Source organism: Pseudomonas sp. GL_103 (assembly GCF_057835175.1).
Genome location: NZ_CM174420.1, coordinates 4,883,742 through 4,899,130 on the forward strand (window position 1 = coordinate 4,883,742; position 15,389 = coordinate 4,899,130).

The 15,389-nt window shown below is 57.4% G+C and carries 12 protein-coding genes; 8 read left to right on the forward strand and 4 right to left on the reverse strand.

Annotation, left to right across the window (positions count from 1 at the left end; translation table 11 throughout):
* Nucleotides 1-76: 76 nt before the first annotated feature.
* Nucleotides 77-853: an ABC transporter substrate-binding protein gene (locus tag AC3IP0_RS21890; RefSeq protein WP_489325886.1), complete on the reverse strand. Its 777-nt coding sequence runs from the start codon at nucleotides 851-853 to the stop codon at nucleotides 77-79.
* 703 nt (nucleotides 854-1,556) lie between these two features.
* Nucleotides 1,557-3,512, reverse strand: coding sequence for an acetate--CoA ligase (acs, locus tag AC3IP0_RS21895; protein ID WP_489325888.1), 1,956 nt, complete (start codon nucleotides 3,510-3,512; stop codon nucleotides 1,557-1,559).
* A 474-nt stretch (nucleotides 3,513-3,986) separates the two neighbouring features.
* Between acs and AC3IP0_RS21900 the strand changes: the two genes are divergently transcribed.
* From AC3IP0_RS21900 to AC3IP0_RS21935, 8 genes are all read left to right on the forward strand, one after another.
* On the forward strand, nucleotides 3,987-4,250 hold the full coding sequence (locus tag AC3IP0_RS21900) for a DUF2790 domain-containing protein (protein WP_489325890.1): 264 nt from the start codon (nucleotides 3,987-3,989) through the stop codon (nucleotides 4,248-4,250).
* 189 nt (nucleotides 4,251-4,439) lie between these two features.
* Entirely contained in the window at nucleotides 4,440-4,715 is a 276-nt protein-coding gene (locus tag AC3IP0_RS21905; protein WP_489325891.1) for a hypothetical protein, read from the forward strand.
* Between the two features lie 527 nt (nucleotides 4,716-5,242).
* Nucleotides 5,243-6,490 carry a ribonucleotide-diphosphate reductase subunit beta gene (locus tag AC3IP0_RS21910; protein ID WP_046042310.1) on the forward strand — a complete coding sequence of 416 codons (1,248 nt, stop codon included), beginning with the start codon at nucleotides 5,243-5,245 and terminating at the stop codon, nucleotides 6,488-6,490.
* 408 nt (nucleotides 6,491-6,898) lie between these two features.
* A complete protein-coding gene (locus AC3IP0_RS21915) occupies nucleotides 6,899-7,432 on the forward strand; it encodes a BRO-N domain-containing protein (protein ID WP_489325892.1) in 534 nt (177 codons plus the stop codon).
* A 116-nt stretch (nucleotides 7,433-7,548) separates the two neighbouring features.
* Nucleotides 7,549-8,262, forward strand: coding sequence for an HNH endonuclease (locus tag AC3IP0_RS21920; RefSeq protein ID WP_489325894.1), 714 nt, complete (start codon nucleotides 7,549-7,551; stop codon nucleotides 8,260-8,262).
* A 507-nt stretch (nucleotides 8,263-8,769) separates the two neighbouring features.
* On the forward strand, nucleotides 8,770-9,267 hold the full coding sequence (locus AC3IP0_RS21925) for a hypothetical protein (protein ID WP_489325896.1): 498 nt from the start codon (nucleotides 8,770-8,772) through the stop codon (nucleotides 9,265-9,267).
* Complete coding sequence (locus AC3IP0_RS21930; RefSeq protein ID WP_489325897.1) at nucleotides 9,264-10,676, forward strand: PAAR domain-containing protein; 1,413 nt, start codon at nucleotides 9,264-9,266, stop codon at nucleotides 10,674-10,676. Before AC3IP0_RS21925 ends, AC3IP0_RS21930 begins: the two co-directional genes overlap by 4 nt.
* 17 nt (nucleotides 10,677-10,693) lie before the next feature.
* Complete coding sequence (locus AC3IP0_RS21935) at nucleotides 10,694-11,062, forward strand: hypothetical protein (protein ID WP_489325899.1); 369 nt, start codon at nucleotides 10,694-10,696, stop codon at nucleotides 11,060-11,062.
* Nucleotides 11,063-11,427: 365 nt separating this feature from the next.
* Here AC3IP0_RS21935 and AC3IP0_RS21940 read toward each other — a convergent pair whose 3' ends face one another.
* Both AC3IP0_RS21940 and AC3IP0_RS21945 read right to left on the reverse strand, forming a co-directional pair.
* Nucleotides 11,428-11,673: a type II toxin-antitoxin system Phd/YefM family antitoxin gene (locus tag AC3IP0_RS21940; protein WP_489325901.1), complete on the reverse strand. Its 246-nt coding sequence runs from the start codon at nucleotides 11,671-11,673 to the stop codon at nucleotides 11,428-11,430.
* Between the two features lie 63 nt (nucleotides 11,674-11,736).
* Entirely contained in the window at nucleotides 11,737-15,240 is a 3,504-nt protein-coding gene (locus tag AC3IP0_RS21945; protein ID WP_489325903.1) for an alkaline phosphatase family protein, read from the reverse strand.
* Between the last annotated feature and the right edge of the window lie 149 nt (nucleotides 15,241-15,389).

The window sequence follows — 15,389 nt, forward strand, 5'->3', positions numbered from 1 at the left end:
AAAGTAGGATGAAAAAATGGCGCAAACCTCAGAGATCCTGTTGCTTGCGCCATTTCGGACTTGTCGCTGGGACGTATTACTTGCCGTAGATATCGAAGGCGAAGTACTTGTCCTGGATTTGCTTGTACTTGCCGTTCGCACGAATGGCCGCGATAGCGTTGTTGAGCTTGTCCAGATCTTCCTTGTCGCCCTTGCGAACCGCGATACCTACGCCGTCGCCGAAGTATTTGACGTCGGTGAACGCAGGGCCGACGAAGGCGAAACCTTTACCAGCGTCGGTTTTCAGGAAACCGTCATCCAGAAGCGTAGCGTCTGCCACGGTGCCGTCGAGGCGGCCGGCGGCCACGTCGAGGTAAATTTCGTTCTGCGAACCGTAAGGCTTGATCTCGGCACCCAGCGGGGCCAGGACTTCGCGAGCGAAACGCTCGTGGATCGAACCACGCTGCACGCCGATGTTCTTGCCCTTGAGCTCGGTCAGGCCTTCGCTGACCTGAGTGCCGGCCTTCATGACCAGGCGAGCCGGGGTGTTGTAGTACTTGTTGGTGAAGTCCACGGACTTCTTGCGATCTTCAGTGATCGACATGGACGACAGAATCGCGTCGATCTTGCGCACTTTAAGCGCAGGGATCAGGCCGTCGAACTCTTGCTCGACCCACACGCACTTGGTCTTCATCTCTTCACACAGCGCATTGCCGATGTCGTAGTCGAAACCAACGATGCTGCCATCCGGTGCTTTGGACGCGAACGGAGGGTAAGCCGCCTCGATACCGATTTTCAGAGGTTTTTCATCGGCGAAGGTTGGCAGGGACAGCACGGACAGTGCCAGGGCGCCAAGCAGCACGAGTTTCTTCATCTTGGGACTCCATCGGTAAAGGGCAAAAACGGCAGAGTGAGCGACAGCCCAATATGCGAGTGAGTGGAACCGGAAAGCAGTGCTGCGTCCTACATTGCGTGTGCGAAATTTCAACACAGGCAACGACGAGCGAGTGATCGGCATTCTAACGACAGGCCCGAGGCCGATATTTCTTCAATGCGACAACTAATTACAGATGCACCGAGAAAGCCGTTTTAGCGCGTTGACAGCTCCGCAAAATCATGCAAGAGCAAAAGACATTGAACCGATCTATATTGCAAATTGCGGGCCTATTATTGGCAAACCCTTCTAATCCAGCAAGCGCAGTGTAATGGCTTACTTTTTTGAGGCGCATTTCAGGCCCGGATTTGAGCCCCGGCGTTTCCCAATGCCCCGTATTGGCGCGATGCGGTTACACATTCAGTAACCTGAAAGAACGTAGGTAACAGTAGGAAAATGCCGACAGAGTATCCCGATAATTATTGGTAGATGTTGCTGTAGCGCCTGCTAAACCGCTATCGCGAGCAAGCTCGCTCCCACAGGGATTCGTGGTGTGACTCAGATCGTGTAAACACCGCAATCCCCCTGTGGGAGCGAGCTTGCTCGCGATGAGGCCAGCCCAGCCAACACAAAAACCTCAGGCACAAAAAAGCCCCGCCAGGCTCAACACCTGACAGGGCTTTCAGTGACTCAGAACCAGCGCTTACGCGACATTCATCGTCTTGTGCGTATCAATCAAATGCTGCACCACACTCGGATCAGCCAGGGTGGAGATATCACCCAACCCATCATATTCAGCCGTAGCAATCTTGCGCAGAATCCGGCGCATGATCTTGCCCGAACGAGTCTTCGGCAGTCCCGGCGCCCACTGGATAACATCCGGCGAAGCAATCGGGCCGATCTCTTTACGCACCCAGTTTTTCAGCTCCAGGCGCAGCTGCTCGTTCGGCTCTTCACCGTTTTTAAGGGTGACATAGACATAGATGCCCTGCCCCTTGATGTCGTGCGGCACACCGACCACAGCCGCTTCGGCGACTTTCGGGTGAGCGACCATCGCGCTTTCGATCTCGGCGGTGCCCATGCGGTGGCCGGACACGTTGAGCACGTCGTCCACGCGACCGGTGATCCAGTAGTAACCATCGGCATCGCGACGGGCGCCGTCACCGGTGAAGTACATGCCACGGAAAGTCTTGAAGTAGGTGTCGACGAAGCGGTCATGGTCGCCAAACAGCGTACGCGCCTGGCCTGGCCACGAATCGAGAATCACCAGGTTGCCCTCGGCCTCGCCTTCGACGATGTTGCCCAGGTTGTCCACCAGTGCCGGCACCACGCCGAAGAACGGACGCGCCGCAGAACCTGGCTTGAGCGCATGAGCACCCGGTAGCGGGCTCATCATGTTGCCGCCGGTTTCGGTCTGCCACCAGGTGTCGACGATCGGGCAACGGGACTTGCCGACATTCTTGTAGTACCAGTCCCAGGCTTCCGGGTTGATCGGCTCGCCCACCGAACCCAACAGGCGCAGGCTGCTGCCGTCAGCACCTTCAACAGCGGCGGTGCCCGAGGCCATCATGGCGCGGATCGCGGTCGGTGCGGTGTAGAGGATGTTGACCTTGTGCTTGTCGACGATCTTCGCCACCCGGGTGATGTCCGGATAGTTCGGCACGCCTTCGAACAACAGCGTGGTCGCGCCGTTGGCCAACGGGCCGTAGACGATGTAACTGTGGCCGGTGACCCAGCCGACGTCGGCGGTGCACCAGTAGATTTCACCAGGGCGGTAGTCGAACACGCGCTCGTGGGTCATGGCTGCGTACAACAGGTAACCGCCGGTGGTGTGCTGCACGCCCTTCGGCTTGCCGGTGGAGCCGGAGGTATAAAGGATGAACAGCGCTTCTTCAGCACCCATCTCTTTCGGCGCGCACACGGTGCCGGCCACTTTCATCAGATCCTCGAACCAGATGTCGCGATGCTGGTTCCACTTGATGTCGCCACCGGTGCGCTTGCACACGATGACTTTCTGGATGCTGCCGGTTTCCGGGTTGGTCAGCGCGTCGTCGACGTTGGCCTTGAGCGGGATCTTCTTGCCGGCACGAATGCCTTCGTCAGCAGTGATCACCACCTTGGATTTGCAGTCGATGATGCGACCGGCCAGGGCTTCTGGCGAGAACCCGCCGAACACCACCGAATGAATCGCGCCGATCCGGGTACAGGCCAGCATGGCGACCACGGCTTCGGGGATCATCGGCATATAGATAGTCACCACGTCGCCGCGGTGCACATCCTGGCCACGCAGGGCGTTGGCGAACTTGCAGACTTGCTCGTGCAGTTCGCGGTAAGTGATGTTGCGGCTTTCGGCAGGGTCATCACCCTCCCAGATGATCGCGACCTGATCACCGCGCTCGGCCAGATGACGGTCTAGGCAGTTGTAGGAAACGTTCAGCGTGCCATCGGCGAACCACTTGATGTCGACATGGTGATCGTCGAAGGAAGTCTGCTTCACCGTGGTGAAAGGCTTGATCCAGTCGAGGCGCTTGGCTTGCTCGCGCCAGAAGCCGTCGGGGTTGACGACCGACTGCTGGTACATCGCCTTGTAGGTCGCCTCGTCGGTCAGCGTGTTAGCCAGAACCTCGGGACGAACGGGATACAGGGAAGCCGCACTCATCTTTCTTACCTCGGTGGAATAGTTGTTTTTGTATGACCACGTTTTAGCGGGGCCGGGCCTATAGAACCATTCGACGATGGTAGTAACAAGCCCCTACAAATTGTCATGAAAAACCCTGGACACCAGCTCCGCCGCAGCACCTGTGGGAGCGAGCCTGCTCGCGATGGTCGTCAACGATAACGCGCCCAATCTGACACCCCGCGGTGCTCTCTGGCTCATCGCGAGCAAGCTCGCTCCTACAAAAGAAGAGGCTATTCGGGGATTGTTACAGGATCTGTCAAAAGTGTTTATCAAATCCACGGCTATATGGACGAGGCGCGCACACCTAAAATCAGCCACGCCAACAAGGCAACCTGATTAACCCAGTTGCAGCCCCCACGAAGGCAGTTAATCAAACACCCTGGTACTGAAGCTCCACACGCAATCTCAAAAGGATTGCGTGCCCCCTTTCGACCTCTAAAAGGTAAATTTCAAATGAAAGCTTTATTAGTTCTGGCCCTCAGCAGCGTGTGCCTGACCGCCATGGCCGGCGAGGTCCCGACTGATGTCGCCGAGCAACAACCGGCAGTAGAGGAATACACCTACTCCACCCATCTGGACATCGCCAAAGTGATCTCCATGAGCGAAGCCCCGAACGTGTGTGAAGTTGTGCCGATGAAAATGGAATACGAAGATTCCCACGGCCAACGACACATCCTGCGCTACAGCATGATGGGCAATGGCTGCTCCAACGGCTGATCTCCTGCTTCACCCCTCCCCCAAAAGGTTCGACCCACCCGCCGCGATCAGGCAGATGAAACGCCGAACCTTAATGATCGATTAAATCGATTGTTTTAAGCATTTATTTGCGCTTTTTAATCGAAATAGTCGGCGTAGAATCAACTGCAACCCAAGACAAACAACGCTTACGAAACTGGAGCAACGACCATGAAAACCCAACTGATCCTCGCCCTGACCCTCTCCGTCCTGGCTGCCAACACCTTCGCCGCCGATGGTTACGACCGCACCGGCTCGGCTGCTTACACCACTGAAGCCGCTGTCGCTTCCGACGGTTCTGACCATACTGGCGCTGCCCGTCTCGCCGCCGACGGTGCCGATCACGTCGGTGCAGGCAAACTCGCCTCCGACGGCTCTGACCACACCGGCGCCGCCCGCCTCGCCGCCGATGGTGCTGATCACGTCGGTGCTGCTCACCTGAGCTGATCCGCCAGCGTGACTTCACAGCCCGACTTCGGTCGGGCTTAGTTGTGTCTGGAGCCTGAGAAAACCCCACCGAAACACAAGATGTAGTGAAAAAAGCCTTTTTTGGTTATTTCTTGAACAAAAATAATCCGGGGCAAAAAATTAAGAAAAAAAATCTTCCCCCGCCAACATCGTTCAAAGCCCTGTAAACCCTCACTCCAACCGAAAAACGGCCCCCGTCGACCGATCCGTGAGCCATTTCGCCGCACCACAGCACGCAAAACTTCCCTATAATGCGGCCTTAAACGGGCCTGCAATATTCCCTTACAGGGACGAAAAGCCAGTCTGAAGCCCCGCACAAGCGATCAACGCTTGCTGCGCCCATCAGTGGCTCTCGGAACCCCGTACAAAATTCTGTTTGATGCCTGCGTATAGCTGCTGCAAAAAACGATTCCTTTAGATCCAACGCGGCCAGTAAGGCCGTGTGAAAAACCGACCTATCCATTTTCACACGGGCACACTGGCCCTCACGCAGGAGACGACACGTCATGCTGAGCTGGGACGAATTCGACAAAGAAGACACGGAAGTAGCAGTCAAGGGCACTAATGCTGGCCACGCCACCGAAGCCAACATGGACCGTCTCGACAGCGCCGGCGGTGCCGCAGCCCTGGAAGCCCGTGCCGTGACCGCCGCTGACTCCGCCGCCGTTGCCCGCGCCAAAGCCGCCCTGGATTCCCTCGACGTTGCCGAAGGCCTCGCCGAACTCGAAGGCGCCTCCGCCCGTGTCGCCGTTGACGAAAAGCGCATGATCAACTGCCGCGCCGACCTCAACCAACTCGTACCCTTCAAGTACGACTGGGCCTGGCAGAAGTACCTGGACGGCTGCGCAAACCACTGGATGCCGCAAGAAGTCAACATGACCGCCGACATCGCCCTCTGGAAAAACCCGGAAGGCCTGACCGACGACGAGCGCCGCATCGTGATGCGCAACCTCGGCTTCTTCTCCACCGCCGACTCCCTGGTTGCCAACAACCTGGTCCTGGCCGTGTACCGCCTGATCACCAACCCGGAATGCCGCCAGTACATCTTGCGCCAGGCCTTCGAAGAGGCGATCCACACCCACGCCTACCAGTACTGCATCGAATCGCTGGCCATGGATGAAGGCGAAATCTTCAACATGTACCACGAGATCCCATCGGTCGCGAAAAAAGCCACCTGGGGCCTGAAATACACCCGTTCGATCTCCGATCCGAAGTTCGAAACCGGCACCGTCGAAACCGACAAAGAGCTGCTGCGCAACCTGATCGCCTACTACTGCGTTCTGGAAGGCATCTTCTTCTACTGCGGCTTCACCCAGATCCTCTCCATGGGCCGCCGCAACAAAATGACCGGCGTCGCCGAGCAGTTCCAATACATCCTGCGCGACGAATCCATGCACCTGAACTTCGGCATCGACGTGATCAACCAGATCAAAATCGAAAACCCGCATTTGTGGGATGCCGAGATGAAGGAAGAAGCCTCGCAGATGATTCTGCAGGGTACTCAGCTGGAGATCGAATACGCTCGTGACACCATGCCTCGCGGCGTGCTGGGCATGAATGCGGCGATGATGGAGGACTACCTGAAGTTCATCGCTAACCGTCGTCTGTCGCAGATCGGCTTGAAGGAAGAGTACCCAGGGACGACTAACCCGTTCCCTTGGATGAGCGAGATCATGGACTTGAAGAAAGAGAAGAACTTCTTTGAGACTCGGGTTATTGAGTATCAGACTGGTGGGGCGTTGAGCTGGGATTGATTCCCAAGCTAGCCACGATTTGACGACTTGAATCGACAAATCGAAAACCAAAAAGCCCCGATCTGATCGGGGCTTTTTTATGGAGTAGGAAAACTCTTACTCGCAATCTCAGTAGTAGCTAAACCTCCTACATGTATTCCAGCACCTTCTGTATTGAGGGCCACGCCAAGCAGCTCTAAGCTCTACTGCAGGTGCCTAAGAAACGCCCAACGTAGAAAGCTAGCCAATTACACAGATGAGCAGTCACCCTTGGTGATTTATCGTACGGCTGTGTGAGGCTTTTGCTTGTTGGAGCTTCTTATGTCCACTCTACGTTGGGGGATCAGGCCTGCCAAAGTCCAAACGTAGAGGTAATGGATATGCCTGAACACAACCTTCTCGTCACTCTCCGAACCATGGAGATCGGTCATGTCTGATCTCTTTTCTGTAACAGTCCTCACCCGCCACAACCTCCCTCTCCATGCTCTCCTCCTAGAAAACCAGCCATGGTTCTGCGCCCGCGATATCGGCCGCTTGATGGGTTTCCATTTGAGTGAACGCATGGTCAACAAACTAGACAAAGACCAACACCGCACGTTGTGGATTGAGTATTACCGGCAACCGGAAAAGCAACTGATGCTAAGTGAGTCCGGTGTCTATGCGCTGCTGGTCTATCACTACGCACCAGGAAATCGGTTGCTGCGTGAGTGGATCACCCATCAAGTCGTTCCGGCCTTACGTGATGCGGAGCAGTCGGGTAATTCGGATCGACCGATGTTGAGTTTGTTGGATTGGCCTGAAATGTCGTTGAGCCTGCTGCATTGGCAGGATGAAGGTTGGATTCGACTGCGGGACATGCCTTACCTATTGCTTGATCACACGCAACGGCAGACGCCGGTAGTTAAACCTTGGTGGCGTAAGGTTGCGCGGGTGTTTCAGTCGTCGAAGCATTCGATGGGTTAGGTGACCTGCTTGTAGGACCGATTGCGAGATCCTTCTCTTCTTTGCGTAGGAATTTTCGTAGACAGTCGTAGTGGCCACTCAGTATCGTCCGAGGGTATTTAACCCTCGGCGGTTTTATGGATACGGAAAAAGAAAATATCGGCTGGACTGATGACGAATTGGCAGCTTCGGTCGACGCGTATCTCGCAATTCAGGCGCGATACCCAAACGATGAAAAATTCAAAAAATCTTCGGAACACAGGCTTTTGCAAGCCAGCGTGCTCCCAGGTCGCAACTACAACTCCATCGATTACCGCCTAAAGAATATTTCCGCTTTGTTCAACGAGCTTGGCTTGAAGACAATGTCCGCTTACAAGCCTAAGGAACATCTTGGCTCAGGAATAACCGCGCGCCTCAACAGGATTCTTCAATCCAAAGGGCTTTTGACGCTTAATACCGATACGCCTATCGCTGATGATGAAACTCCAGTTCGAGTAGTTAAGCGAGTTAAAAAACAGGACTTGGTGAGTGAACCGGAAGGCGTTTTGATCCCCCAACAAATGGTCAGCATCACCAAGTCTTTTGTTCGGACATCAAAAATCAAAAAGTGGATTTTAGCGAACGCAAAAGGTATCTGTGAGGGTTGTGGCCAACCTGCTCCGTTTGAAAAGGATGGGACACCTTATCTTGAGGTTCACCACGTTAAGCACTTGGTACAACAAGGCACAGATCGTCGGAGCAATACCGTAGCACTGTGTCCGAACTGCCATCGTCGTTGTCATCACTCGAGTGACCGAGAGGAGTTCACAGCTTCGCTATATACAAAGGTGAAACGGTTGAGACCCGAATAAGCGAGCAAAGCAAAACCCGTGGCAAGGAAGCTTGTTCCCTTTCGGCCGCGTAGCAGTCGCGAAATCAGACAACGCGGTTTACCTGATACACCGCATTTGCGGGTTTTGGGGCCGCTTCGCAGCCCAACGGGGGCAAGCCCCCTCACCACAGGGTTGGTGGTTGGCTTGGTTGCTGCGTTAGTCTTGCGAATCGCGAGGCTCGCTCCGACAGGGGATTCGCAGAATTCGGTTTGTCTGATACTCCGGACTACGTTCGCACGTGAAATAACCACACACACGGCGGGCTCCTACAGCGCAAAAAAATACTTCTTGTAACTACCGTTGTAGGAAATGGGTTGTTCGTTATTGCGAAAATTCCTATTCGTTCATTTTGGCTATGCCATTGGATTGCGTTCAGCAAGCGTCCCACCGTCTTATTCGTCGTCGCCCAATATTCTCTCTGCTCAGCGCTTCTGCCGAGATGAGAAGGAAAGGCAACTCAAACCGATGACGATAAGGAAGTTGCAAATGAATGCACCTGTGCACCCCTTGTATACCAACGAAGTCTCCGCTGAATTTCTTCGCAGTCTTGACGCCCCCCACTTTACTGAAGAGCGGCTTGCGCACTTTTGTGACGAAGCTCTGGCGGTTGTTCGCCAGCAGCAGGCTTACGTAGAAGCTCATCCCGCTCGCGCCGTTTATCGCTTCGCAACCGAAGGCAGCCAAACCCGCGACGGCGGGGTAGTCCAGCAAGCGACATCGCCGCTGGAGTTCACCCTGGAGAGTGGCCGGAGCGTACGAGCGACACAGAAAGGCGACTACGTTCTGTACGCCGATGGGCGTATGGCGCAGATCGTCACGGGCGCGGGACAAGAAAATAGCGATGTGGCGCTGGTCGGCAGCCGTCTCTGCAATGGCGACGAGGTCATCAACACACTACAAGGCGGTTGTTTGTTGGTGGGGCGTGAAGGTGTACCGATGGCCGAGGACTTTCTGCCTTCCATCAAGGAGGAAGAACATCAATGAACGAAGGACATTTCATTGGTCTGCATGACAAGACCACCTGTGGCGGCAAGGTCCTGGATGGCCATACCGGCGTCATGATGTACGGCATCGCCCATGCCCGCGAAGGTGATCGGGTCACCTGTGGCAAGGACGGCAAGACCTATAAGATCGTCGGTGGCATTTCCTACATGATCAGTCATGGCAAAGCCGTGGCGGGCACGCTGGACAGCCACAGCGATTGCCCCTGCAAGGCCCGGTTGATCCCCTCGGTGGTCACGGCCACCTATCGCAGCGCTAATTCTGCACCGCGAACGGGCAGGAGCGTTGTGCAACCCGTTTCCAGTGCTGCAACCAGTCAACCGGCCGCGCCACGTCAGCCTGGTTTCGCCCCTTCGAACCCTCCAGCGCCTGCGATATTCGCCCGCGCGGAACCTCAAGAACCGGGCTTCTATGTGGTGCCCAAAAGCATGACCCGGGAGGCATTGGAGGCCACGCTGTTCGCCACGCCCGATGCTGCCGTGATGCGCAAGTTTCGAGCGCTCAATCCTGAGCAAGGCGATATCAAGGCCGGCTCGTTGATTGTGCTGGGCGACCCGAACAACACCTCCTGCACCTACCAGGAAGCGCAGCTGATGCAGGCCGCGCAGCAGGTCAAATCGGCACTTGATCCCCTGACGCCGGAAGAAGCCGAATTCATGTTCCGCCACGCGGCGGAAATCGCCAGTTTTATCGGCGATACTTCGACCTGGCTTGGCGTCGGCGCGGTGGTGATGGAGAAACACCTGGCCCGACTGCGTGACACCCTGCAAGCCATGGAGCGCCTGCATCAGGACAGCTATCGTCAGCACGGCCACCTCAAATCGCCGCAGTTTTTCGCCGAACGCCAGCGCCTGCTCGCACAACTGGACGCCCACCTGCTGAACTCCACTCGCCTGCGTGGCCAGACGACCCTGGGTGATCACCCCAAGTTGAAGACGGCCCTCGGCATTTCCAGTCGTAGTCTGGTGCACCACTGGGACAAGGCTGGAGCACCGGGGCAGATACCGGGGTATGCCACTCATGTGGAGACAACCAGTCGGGCTGCCAAGTACATGAGCACCGGCGGTTACATCGGCATTGGCATTGGCGGGGTTTCGTCGTTGCTGGCGGTTCAGGAGGTATGTAGTGGTGGTTCTGAGGCCGCTTGCGAGGAGGTCAGGTTTACAGAAGGAGGAAAGTTTGTTGGGTCCACCTTTGGTGGCGTTGCGGGTGCAGGGATTGGTAAATATGTCAGTGGACCCGTCTGTCTGGCGCTTGGAGTCTCTACAGGAATCGGGGGAGTTGTCTGCGCCGCGACCTTGATAGGTGCTGGAGCATGGGTGGGTACGACTTATATGGGGGATGGGGGTGAGCTAATGGGTGAAATTTTGTACGAGAAAACCCAGCCATGATGGGAAAGGGTTTTTGGATGTCCTGGCTAGCTTTTTGGCTTCTAGCCGGTCCGATCTTGCTGGCCATTGCGAGCACTGCATACAGCCTGTACCTCAGATGGCGTTACCTTGACGCCATGCTGGAGGCCTTAAAAAATAGTCGTTATGTCCACACCTGGGGGCCAGGTTTGCGGCAGCACGGGTGGTTTGGGGGCCTCTTGCTGATAGCAAAAATCGCCGGGATGGTGACTATGCCAAGGGTTTCAATCCGCATTGGTGAGCTGGACCCCGAGGATATTAAAAACTTTCCCCCACATCTAAAGCGTCTTTTGAAAATCAAAGCGGTAATGCTGGTTGGCATTGCTGTTTGGGGATTCATTGCGTATGGGCTGATGAAGTTGGAGTGATTCTTGGGGGCTATCGCCTCAAGATTATAACGGCCCTCGGCATTTCCCGCCGTAGCCTGGTGGACCTCTGTGACAAGTCCGGGACACTGGGCAAGGGAAGTTAAAGCGGGACTGCAAAATTCGAACGGCACCGGAAGGTGCCGTTTTTTCACCGGCTGCAAAGCAGTCGTAAATCCGCAAAACTCGATTTGTCTGATGCTCCCAAGTTTCAGCATTTGGGGCCGCTTCGCAGCCCAACGGGGGCAAGCCTCCTCGCCACAAGGTTGGTGCCTGGCTTAATTACAGCGTTAGTCTTGCGAATTGCGAGCAAGCTCGCTCCACAGGGGATCTGCGTCGGTTTGGGAAACATCAATTCAGCAAGCACCTCATAGACGGTCCTCAAGTCCATCGATTAGATCATCGAGAGTCTTGTCAAAATCCGCAGACATCCGAATTGCCCCCTTCAACCGTCCAGGCGTTCGCGCCCGAGGTGTATCGACATGGGGCAGCAGATCCAGGTAAGGCTTACCGTTTTTGGTGATCACCACGTTGTCACCATTCCATGCACGCTCGGCAAGTTGGGAAAGCTGTGATTTGGCTTCGCGCATGTTCACTTTTACCCGCTCAGTCATTTGGCACCTCCATGGAGTTAGCCAAACTAGCCGAAGCCGTAGCTTTTCGATAGGCCAGCCCCCTCACCTCCCCAACCCACTAATCCGCCAAGGACACACCGCCGCCCTAACCCCACTCGGCCCGACAATCTCCGGTGTCTGCCCCAACGACCTGGCGCTCAACACACTCCCCACCCGTTCAATCAACTGATCAAACCCCAACGTCGCATCCTCCTGATGCAATTTGCGCAGTTGCTCAACCAAGGCGTATGTGAAGGCCCCATAGCTGTTCGACCCCACCTCATACTCATTGGCTTTTTCGTTCTCCCTCGCGGCGTAGAGCATCAGGGGCATGTAGGGCCCATGGTGGCCGTAGAGTTTTCCCTGACGCAGCAGTTGAGCTTTTTTCTCGGGGCGCAGGCCGGTGGCGGCGCCTTGGGTGGTGCGGGTGCGGGTGAGGCCGCGGGTTTTGTTGTCTTGTTCGCTGAAGTCGCGGCGGTCGGTGTCGACGGCGTAGACGCGGCGGTCCCAGTCGCCGGCGTAGGGGTCCCAGCGCAGCATGCGGTGGCGGATGTCGCTGGGTGGGGTGATGCCGCGCACTCGGCCATTGCCGCGGGTCATGCCGCCGGCGTAGCAGCAGTCGAACATGACGGTGAGTTTGGCGCCGTGGCCGTCCGGGTCGAATGGCAGGTGGCTGTAGAACTGGCGGAACAGTTTGTCGGTGAAGTGGGTGCTTTCGTCGTCCCAGTCGAAGTCGTGGAGCACCAGGGTTTCGTCCATGCAGTCGGCTTCGCCGCTGCTGCTGTAGACCGGCAATTGAGTGCCGTGGCCGGAGTAGAACAGCACGCGCTCGTCCCCGGCGCGGGCGCCTTCCACCAGCCATTCGAGGCGCTCGACGAAGTTGGCCCGGGTCGCTCGGGCGTCGTGCAGCAAACGGATGTCGCCGGCGTCGTAGCCGCTTTCCTGAAGCATGCGGCTGATCAGGTAGGTGTCGTTGATGCAGCCGTCGAGGCGTGCGCTCGGGTCGAGGTAATCGTTGATGCCGACCACCAGGGCGCGGCGTTTGCGTTGGCCGCTGCGGGACAGGAACGCCGGCACTTCCAGGGCGCGTGCGGCCACCACGTCGCGGGCCAGTTGCGGCCACAGGCCTGTCTGGCTGGTGGGTGACGACAAGTAGGCCTGGGCGGCGTGATTGAGGTCGAGCAGGTCATCGCGCAATGGCAAGGTGAATTCGGTTTGCAGGTCGACTCGCGCGGAATCCGGCGAGGTGACCGGCCGGGTCAGCAAGCCATCGTTGGGGTTGTAGAGGTGGAACCAGCGACGGATGCCTCGGCCGTTTTCGCTCAGGCGCAGGACCCGCCCGCCCCACACTTCGCGCATCACCAGCGGCAGTGCGATCGGTGAGCCGAAACTGACGAACACCCGGCCGTCGATGCGCTTGAGCGCCGCCCCCTTTTTCGCCACCGAACGGCGCAGGGCGTCGTAGCCGATCAGGCTGCCCAGGCCTTGGGCGAAGATGATTTGCGGATTGAATGCGTCAATCTTCGCCAGCAGATGTTGGGTCAACTCAGTGCGCAAATCGGCGTCTTCGATCCATTGCACGAGGGCGCCCACTGTGGTGCGCAACATCTGGTTGACCGGCAAGCCCCAACTGCCGAAGTTCTCGTCGGCCTTGCCCCTGGCATCGGCCCTCAGCATCGCCAGGCCTCGGGTGATCTGGGCGAAATCAGGCCCCTCCTTGAGTTGGTCGTCGAAGCACAGAAAGTCGATGTCCTGGTCATCGATGGGGCGGCCGTTCTGTGCCAGTTGAGTGCGGATCAAGGTGCGCCATTGTTCCTGCCAGTTCGCATCGATACCGCCCTGCCCGCCCGTTGCCCGGCTGAACCCGACACCGGGCAGGCACAGGACGCGCAGCCGTGTTGGCGCGACCTCCGATCCCGGCTCGACCAAGGCTTTGCTGGCCGGCGCCGCAACTGAAGGCACCGTTTGCCCTTGGGCGGTGACCATCAAATCCTGCAGGCGCCGCAGTTTTGCCTCCAGGCTGTCCGCACTGGGTGCGGCAGGCGTGAGTACGGCCTGCGCTGGATCAGCCAAGGCACGGCTGCGGTTGCCGAGAAAACCGCTGACCCATTGCGCGCTGCTTTTCCAGATCTGCTCTGGATCGAGACCGTCGAGGTAACCGGTGGCGCTGTCCACCACCTGCCGACTTTGAGTCGCCAGTTCGGACTCGATCAATGGCAACCCGGCGCGACTCGGCACCACGGTGGCTGCAAATGTCGGCGCAACCGTAACGCTCGGCGCGGCACGCCAGATGGGGGCATTGCCGAAGTGCTGCGCGGCGACCACCCGTGGGCCGAGGGCACTACGCGGCAATTTGAAATGATCGCAAAGAAAGGCCAACAAACTGGTGTGATCGTAGTGCTGCGCCTGGACATCGCCCGTCCAGGGGATCAAACCCGGCTTGAGCCACGGCGAAGCCAGGATCGCCGGTACACGCACGCCGAGGCGGGTGAAGGGGTTTTTCCAGGGGACATCGACCGTTGAACCGGTCGCCACGCAAGTCGGCGGCACCACGTGATCATGGAAACCGCCATGTTCGTCGTACAGCAGCACGAACAGGGTTTTGTTCCAGACAGCGGTATTGGCCGACAAGGCGTTGAACACCTCACCGACAAATTGATCGCCAAAGCGCAAATCTTCAGGCGGATGATGGGACACGTTTGGCCCGAGCTTACCGTTGAGCAGGCCGTAGCTCGGCTCGATCCAGGACAGTTCGGGGAGTTTGTTACCGGCGACGTCTGACTTGAAATCGTCGATGCTCAGCTGCTGCAAACCACCCTTGACCAGCGCCGCCAGCGGAACGGCGCCGTCGGAATAAATGCGCGCATCGTGACCATTGTTGCGCAGCAGCGAAAAAATGCTCTCGCCGCCGAACTGTGCGATCAGGCTTTTGATGCCGGCCAGTACCGTACCGGTGGAGGGCATTAGCAGATGACCATTGCAACTGCCGAGCATGGCAAAAAAGCGGTTCGGCCAGGTCGGGCCTGGCACCGAAGAAAACCAGCGGTCACACACGGTGAAGTTACGCGCCAATCCGTGGATGGCCGGCAGCGTATCCTTCGCTGGCGTAGCGCCGAACGGGATGTAGTTCATCGCCCGCTGGGCCATGGATTGCGACCAGGTTTTGTACACCTTCAGGTCGGTGCGGGCCTTGTCGTAGGCGTCCTGGGCAAAACCGTTGAGCGTGGGGTTGGCCGGGCTGGTCTTGAAAGAGACGCCCAGTTGTTTCTCTACATTGACGAACTCGTGGCCAAGGTCGAAACCCTCACTGTTACCCGCCGGCAGCGCCGGAGGCAGAGGGGGCGGCGGCGCCCACAGGCTGTAGTTCTCCGGAAACTCCGATGCCTGGGTGATCACCGTCGAATTGCCATTGGCCAGCTTCAGCGGGTTGGTGCTGGGCGCCTTGCGGTTGATACCGTCACACGCGGGATTGATGCTTGTGTAATCCCCCAGCAAATGGTCGAACGAACGGTTTTCCATCATCAGCACGACAACGTGCTCAATCCCGGCGGGCCAGTTGTTCGGCATGGTGCGCTCCTTGCTGTGAAGTCTCGATTTCGACCTCTCGGGTTTCACGGCGATCAAGGCTTGGACGGCTGGACAGTCCGCTTGGCCCGGCACTTGCCCATGAGGCATGCGGCGATTCGATCTGCCAGACAACGCTAGTCAGGCGATGG

Coding starts and splice junctions, on each gene's coding strand:
- AC3IP0_RS21915 (WP_489325892.1), top strand. CDS start 6,899: ATGTCTGATCTCTTTTCTGTAACAGTCCTCACCCGCCACAACCTCCCT.
- AC3IP0_RS21890 (WP_489325886.1), bottom strand. CDS start 853: ATGAAGAAACTCGTGCTGCTTGGCGCCCTGGCACTGTCCGTGCTGTCC.
- AC3IP0_RS21925 (WP_489325896.1), top strand. CDS start 8,770: ATGAATGCACCTGTGCACCCCTTGTATACCAACGAAGTCTCCGCTGAA.
- AC3IP0_RS21935 (WP_489325899.1), top strand. CDS start 10,694: ATGTCCTGGCTAGCTTTTTGGCTTCTAGCCGGTCCGATCTTGCTGGCC.
- AC3IP0_RS21905 (WP_489325891.1), top strand. CDS start 4,440: ATGAAAACCCAACTGATCCTCGCCCTGACCCTCTCCGTCCTGGCTGCC.
- AC3IP0_RS21920 (WP_489325894.1), top strand. CDS start 7,549: ATGGATACGGAAAAAGAAAATATCGGCTGGACTGATGACGAATTGGCA.
- AC3IP0_RS21940 (WP_489325901.1), bottom strand. CDS start 11,673: ATGACTGAGCGGGTAAAAGTGAACATGCGCGAAGCCAAATCACAGCTT.
- acs (WP_489325888.1), bottom strand. CDS start 3,512: ATGAGTGCGGCTTCCCTGTATCCCGTTCGTCCCGAGGTTCTGGCTAAC.
- AC3IP0_RS21945 (WP_489325903.1), bottom strand. CDS start 15,240: ATGCCGAACAACTGGCCCGCCGGGATTGAGCACGTTGTCGTGCTGATG.
- AC3IP0_RS21910 (WP_046042310.1), top strand. CDS start 5,243: ATGCTGAGCTGGGACGAATTCGACAAAGAAGACACGGAAGTAGCAGTC.
- AC3IP0_RS21930 (WP_489325897.1), top strand. CDS start 9,264: ATGAACGAAGGACATTTCATTGGTCTGCATGACAAGACCACCTGTGGC.
- AC3IP0_RS21900 (WP_489325890.1), top strand. CDS start 3,987: ATGAAAGCTTTATTAGTTCTGGCCCTCAGCAGCGTGTGCCTGACCGCC.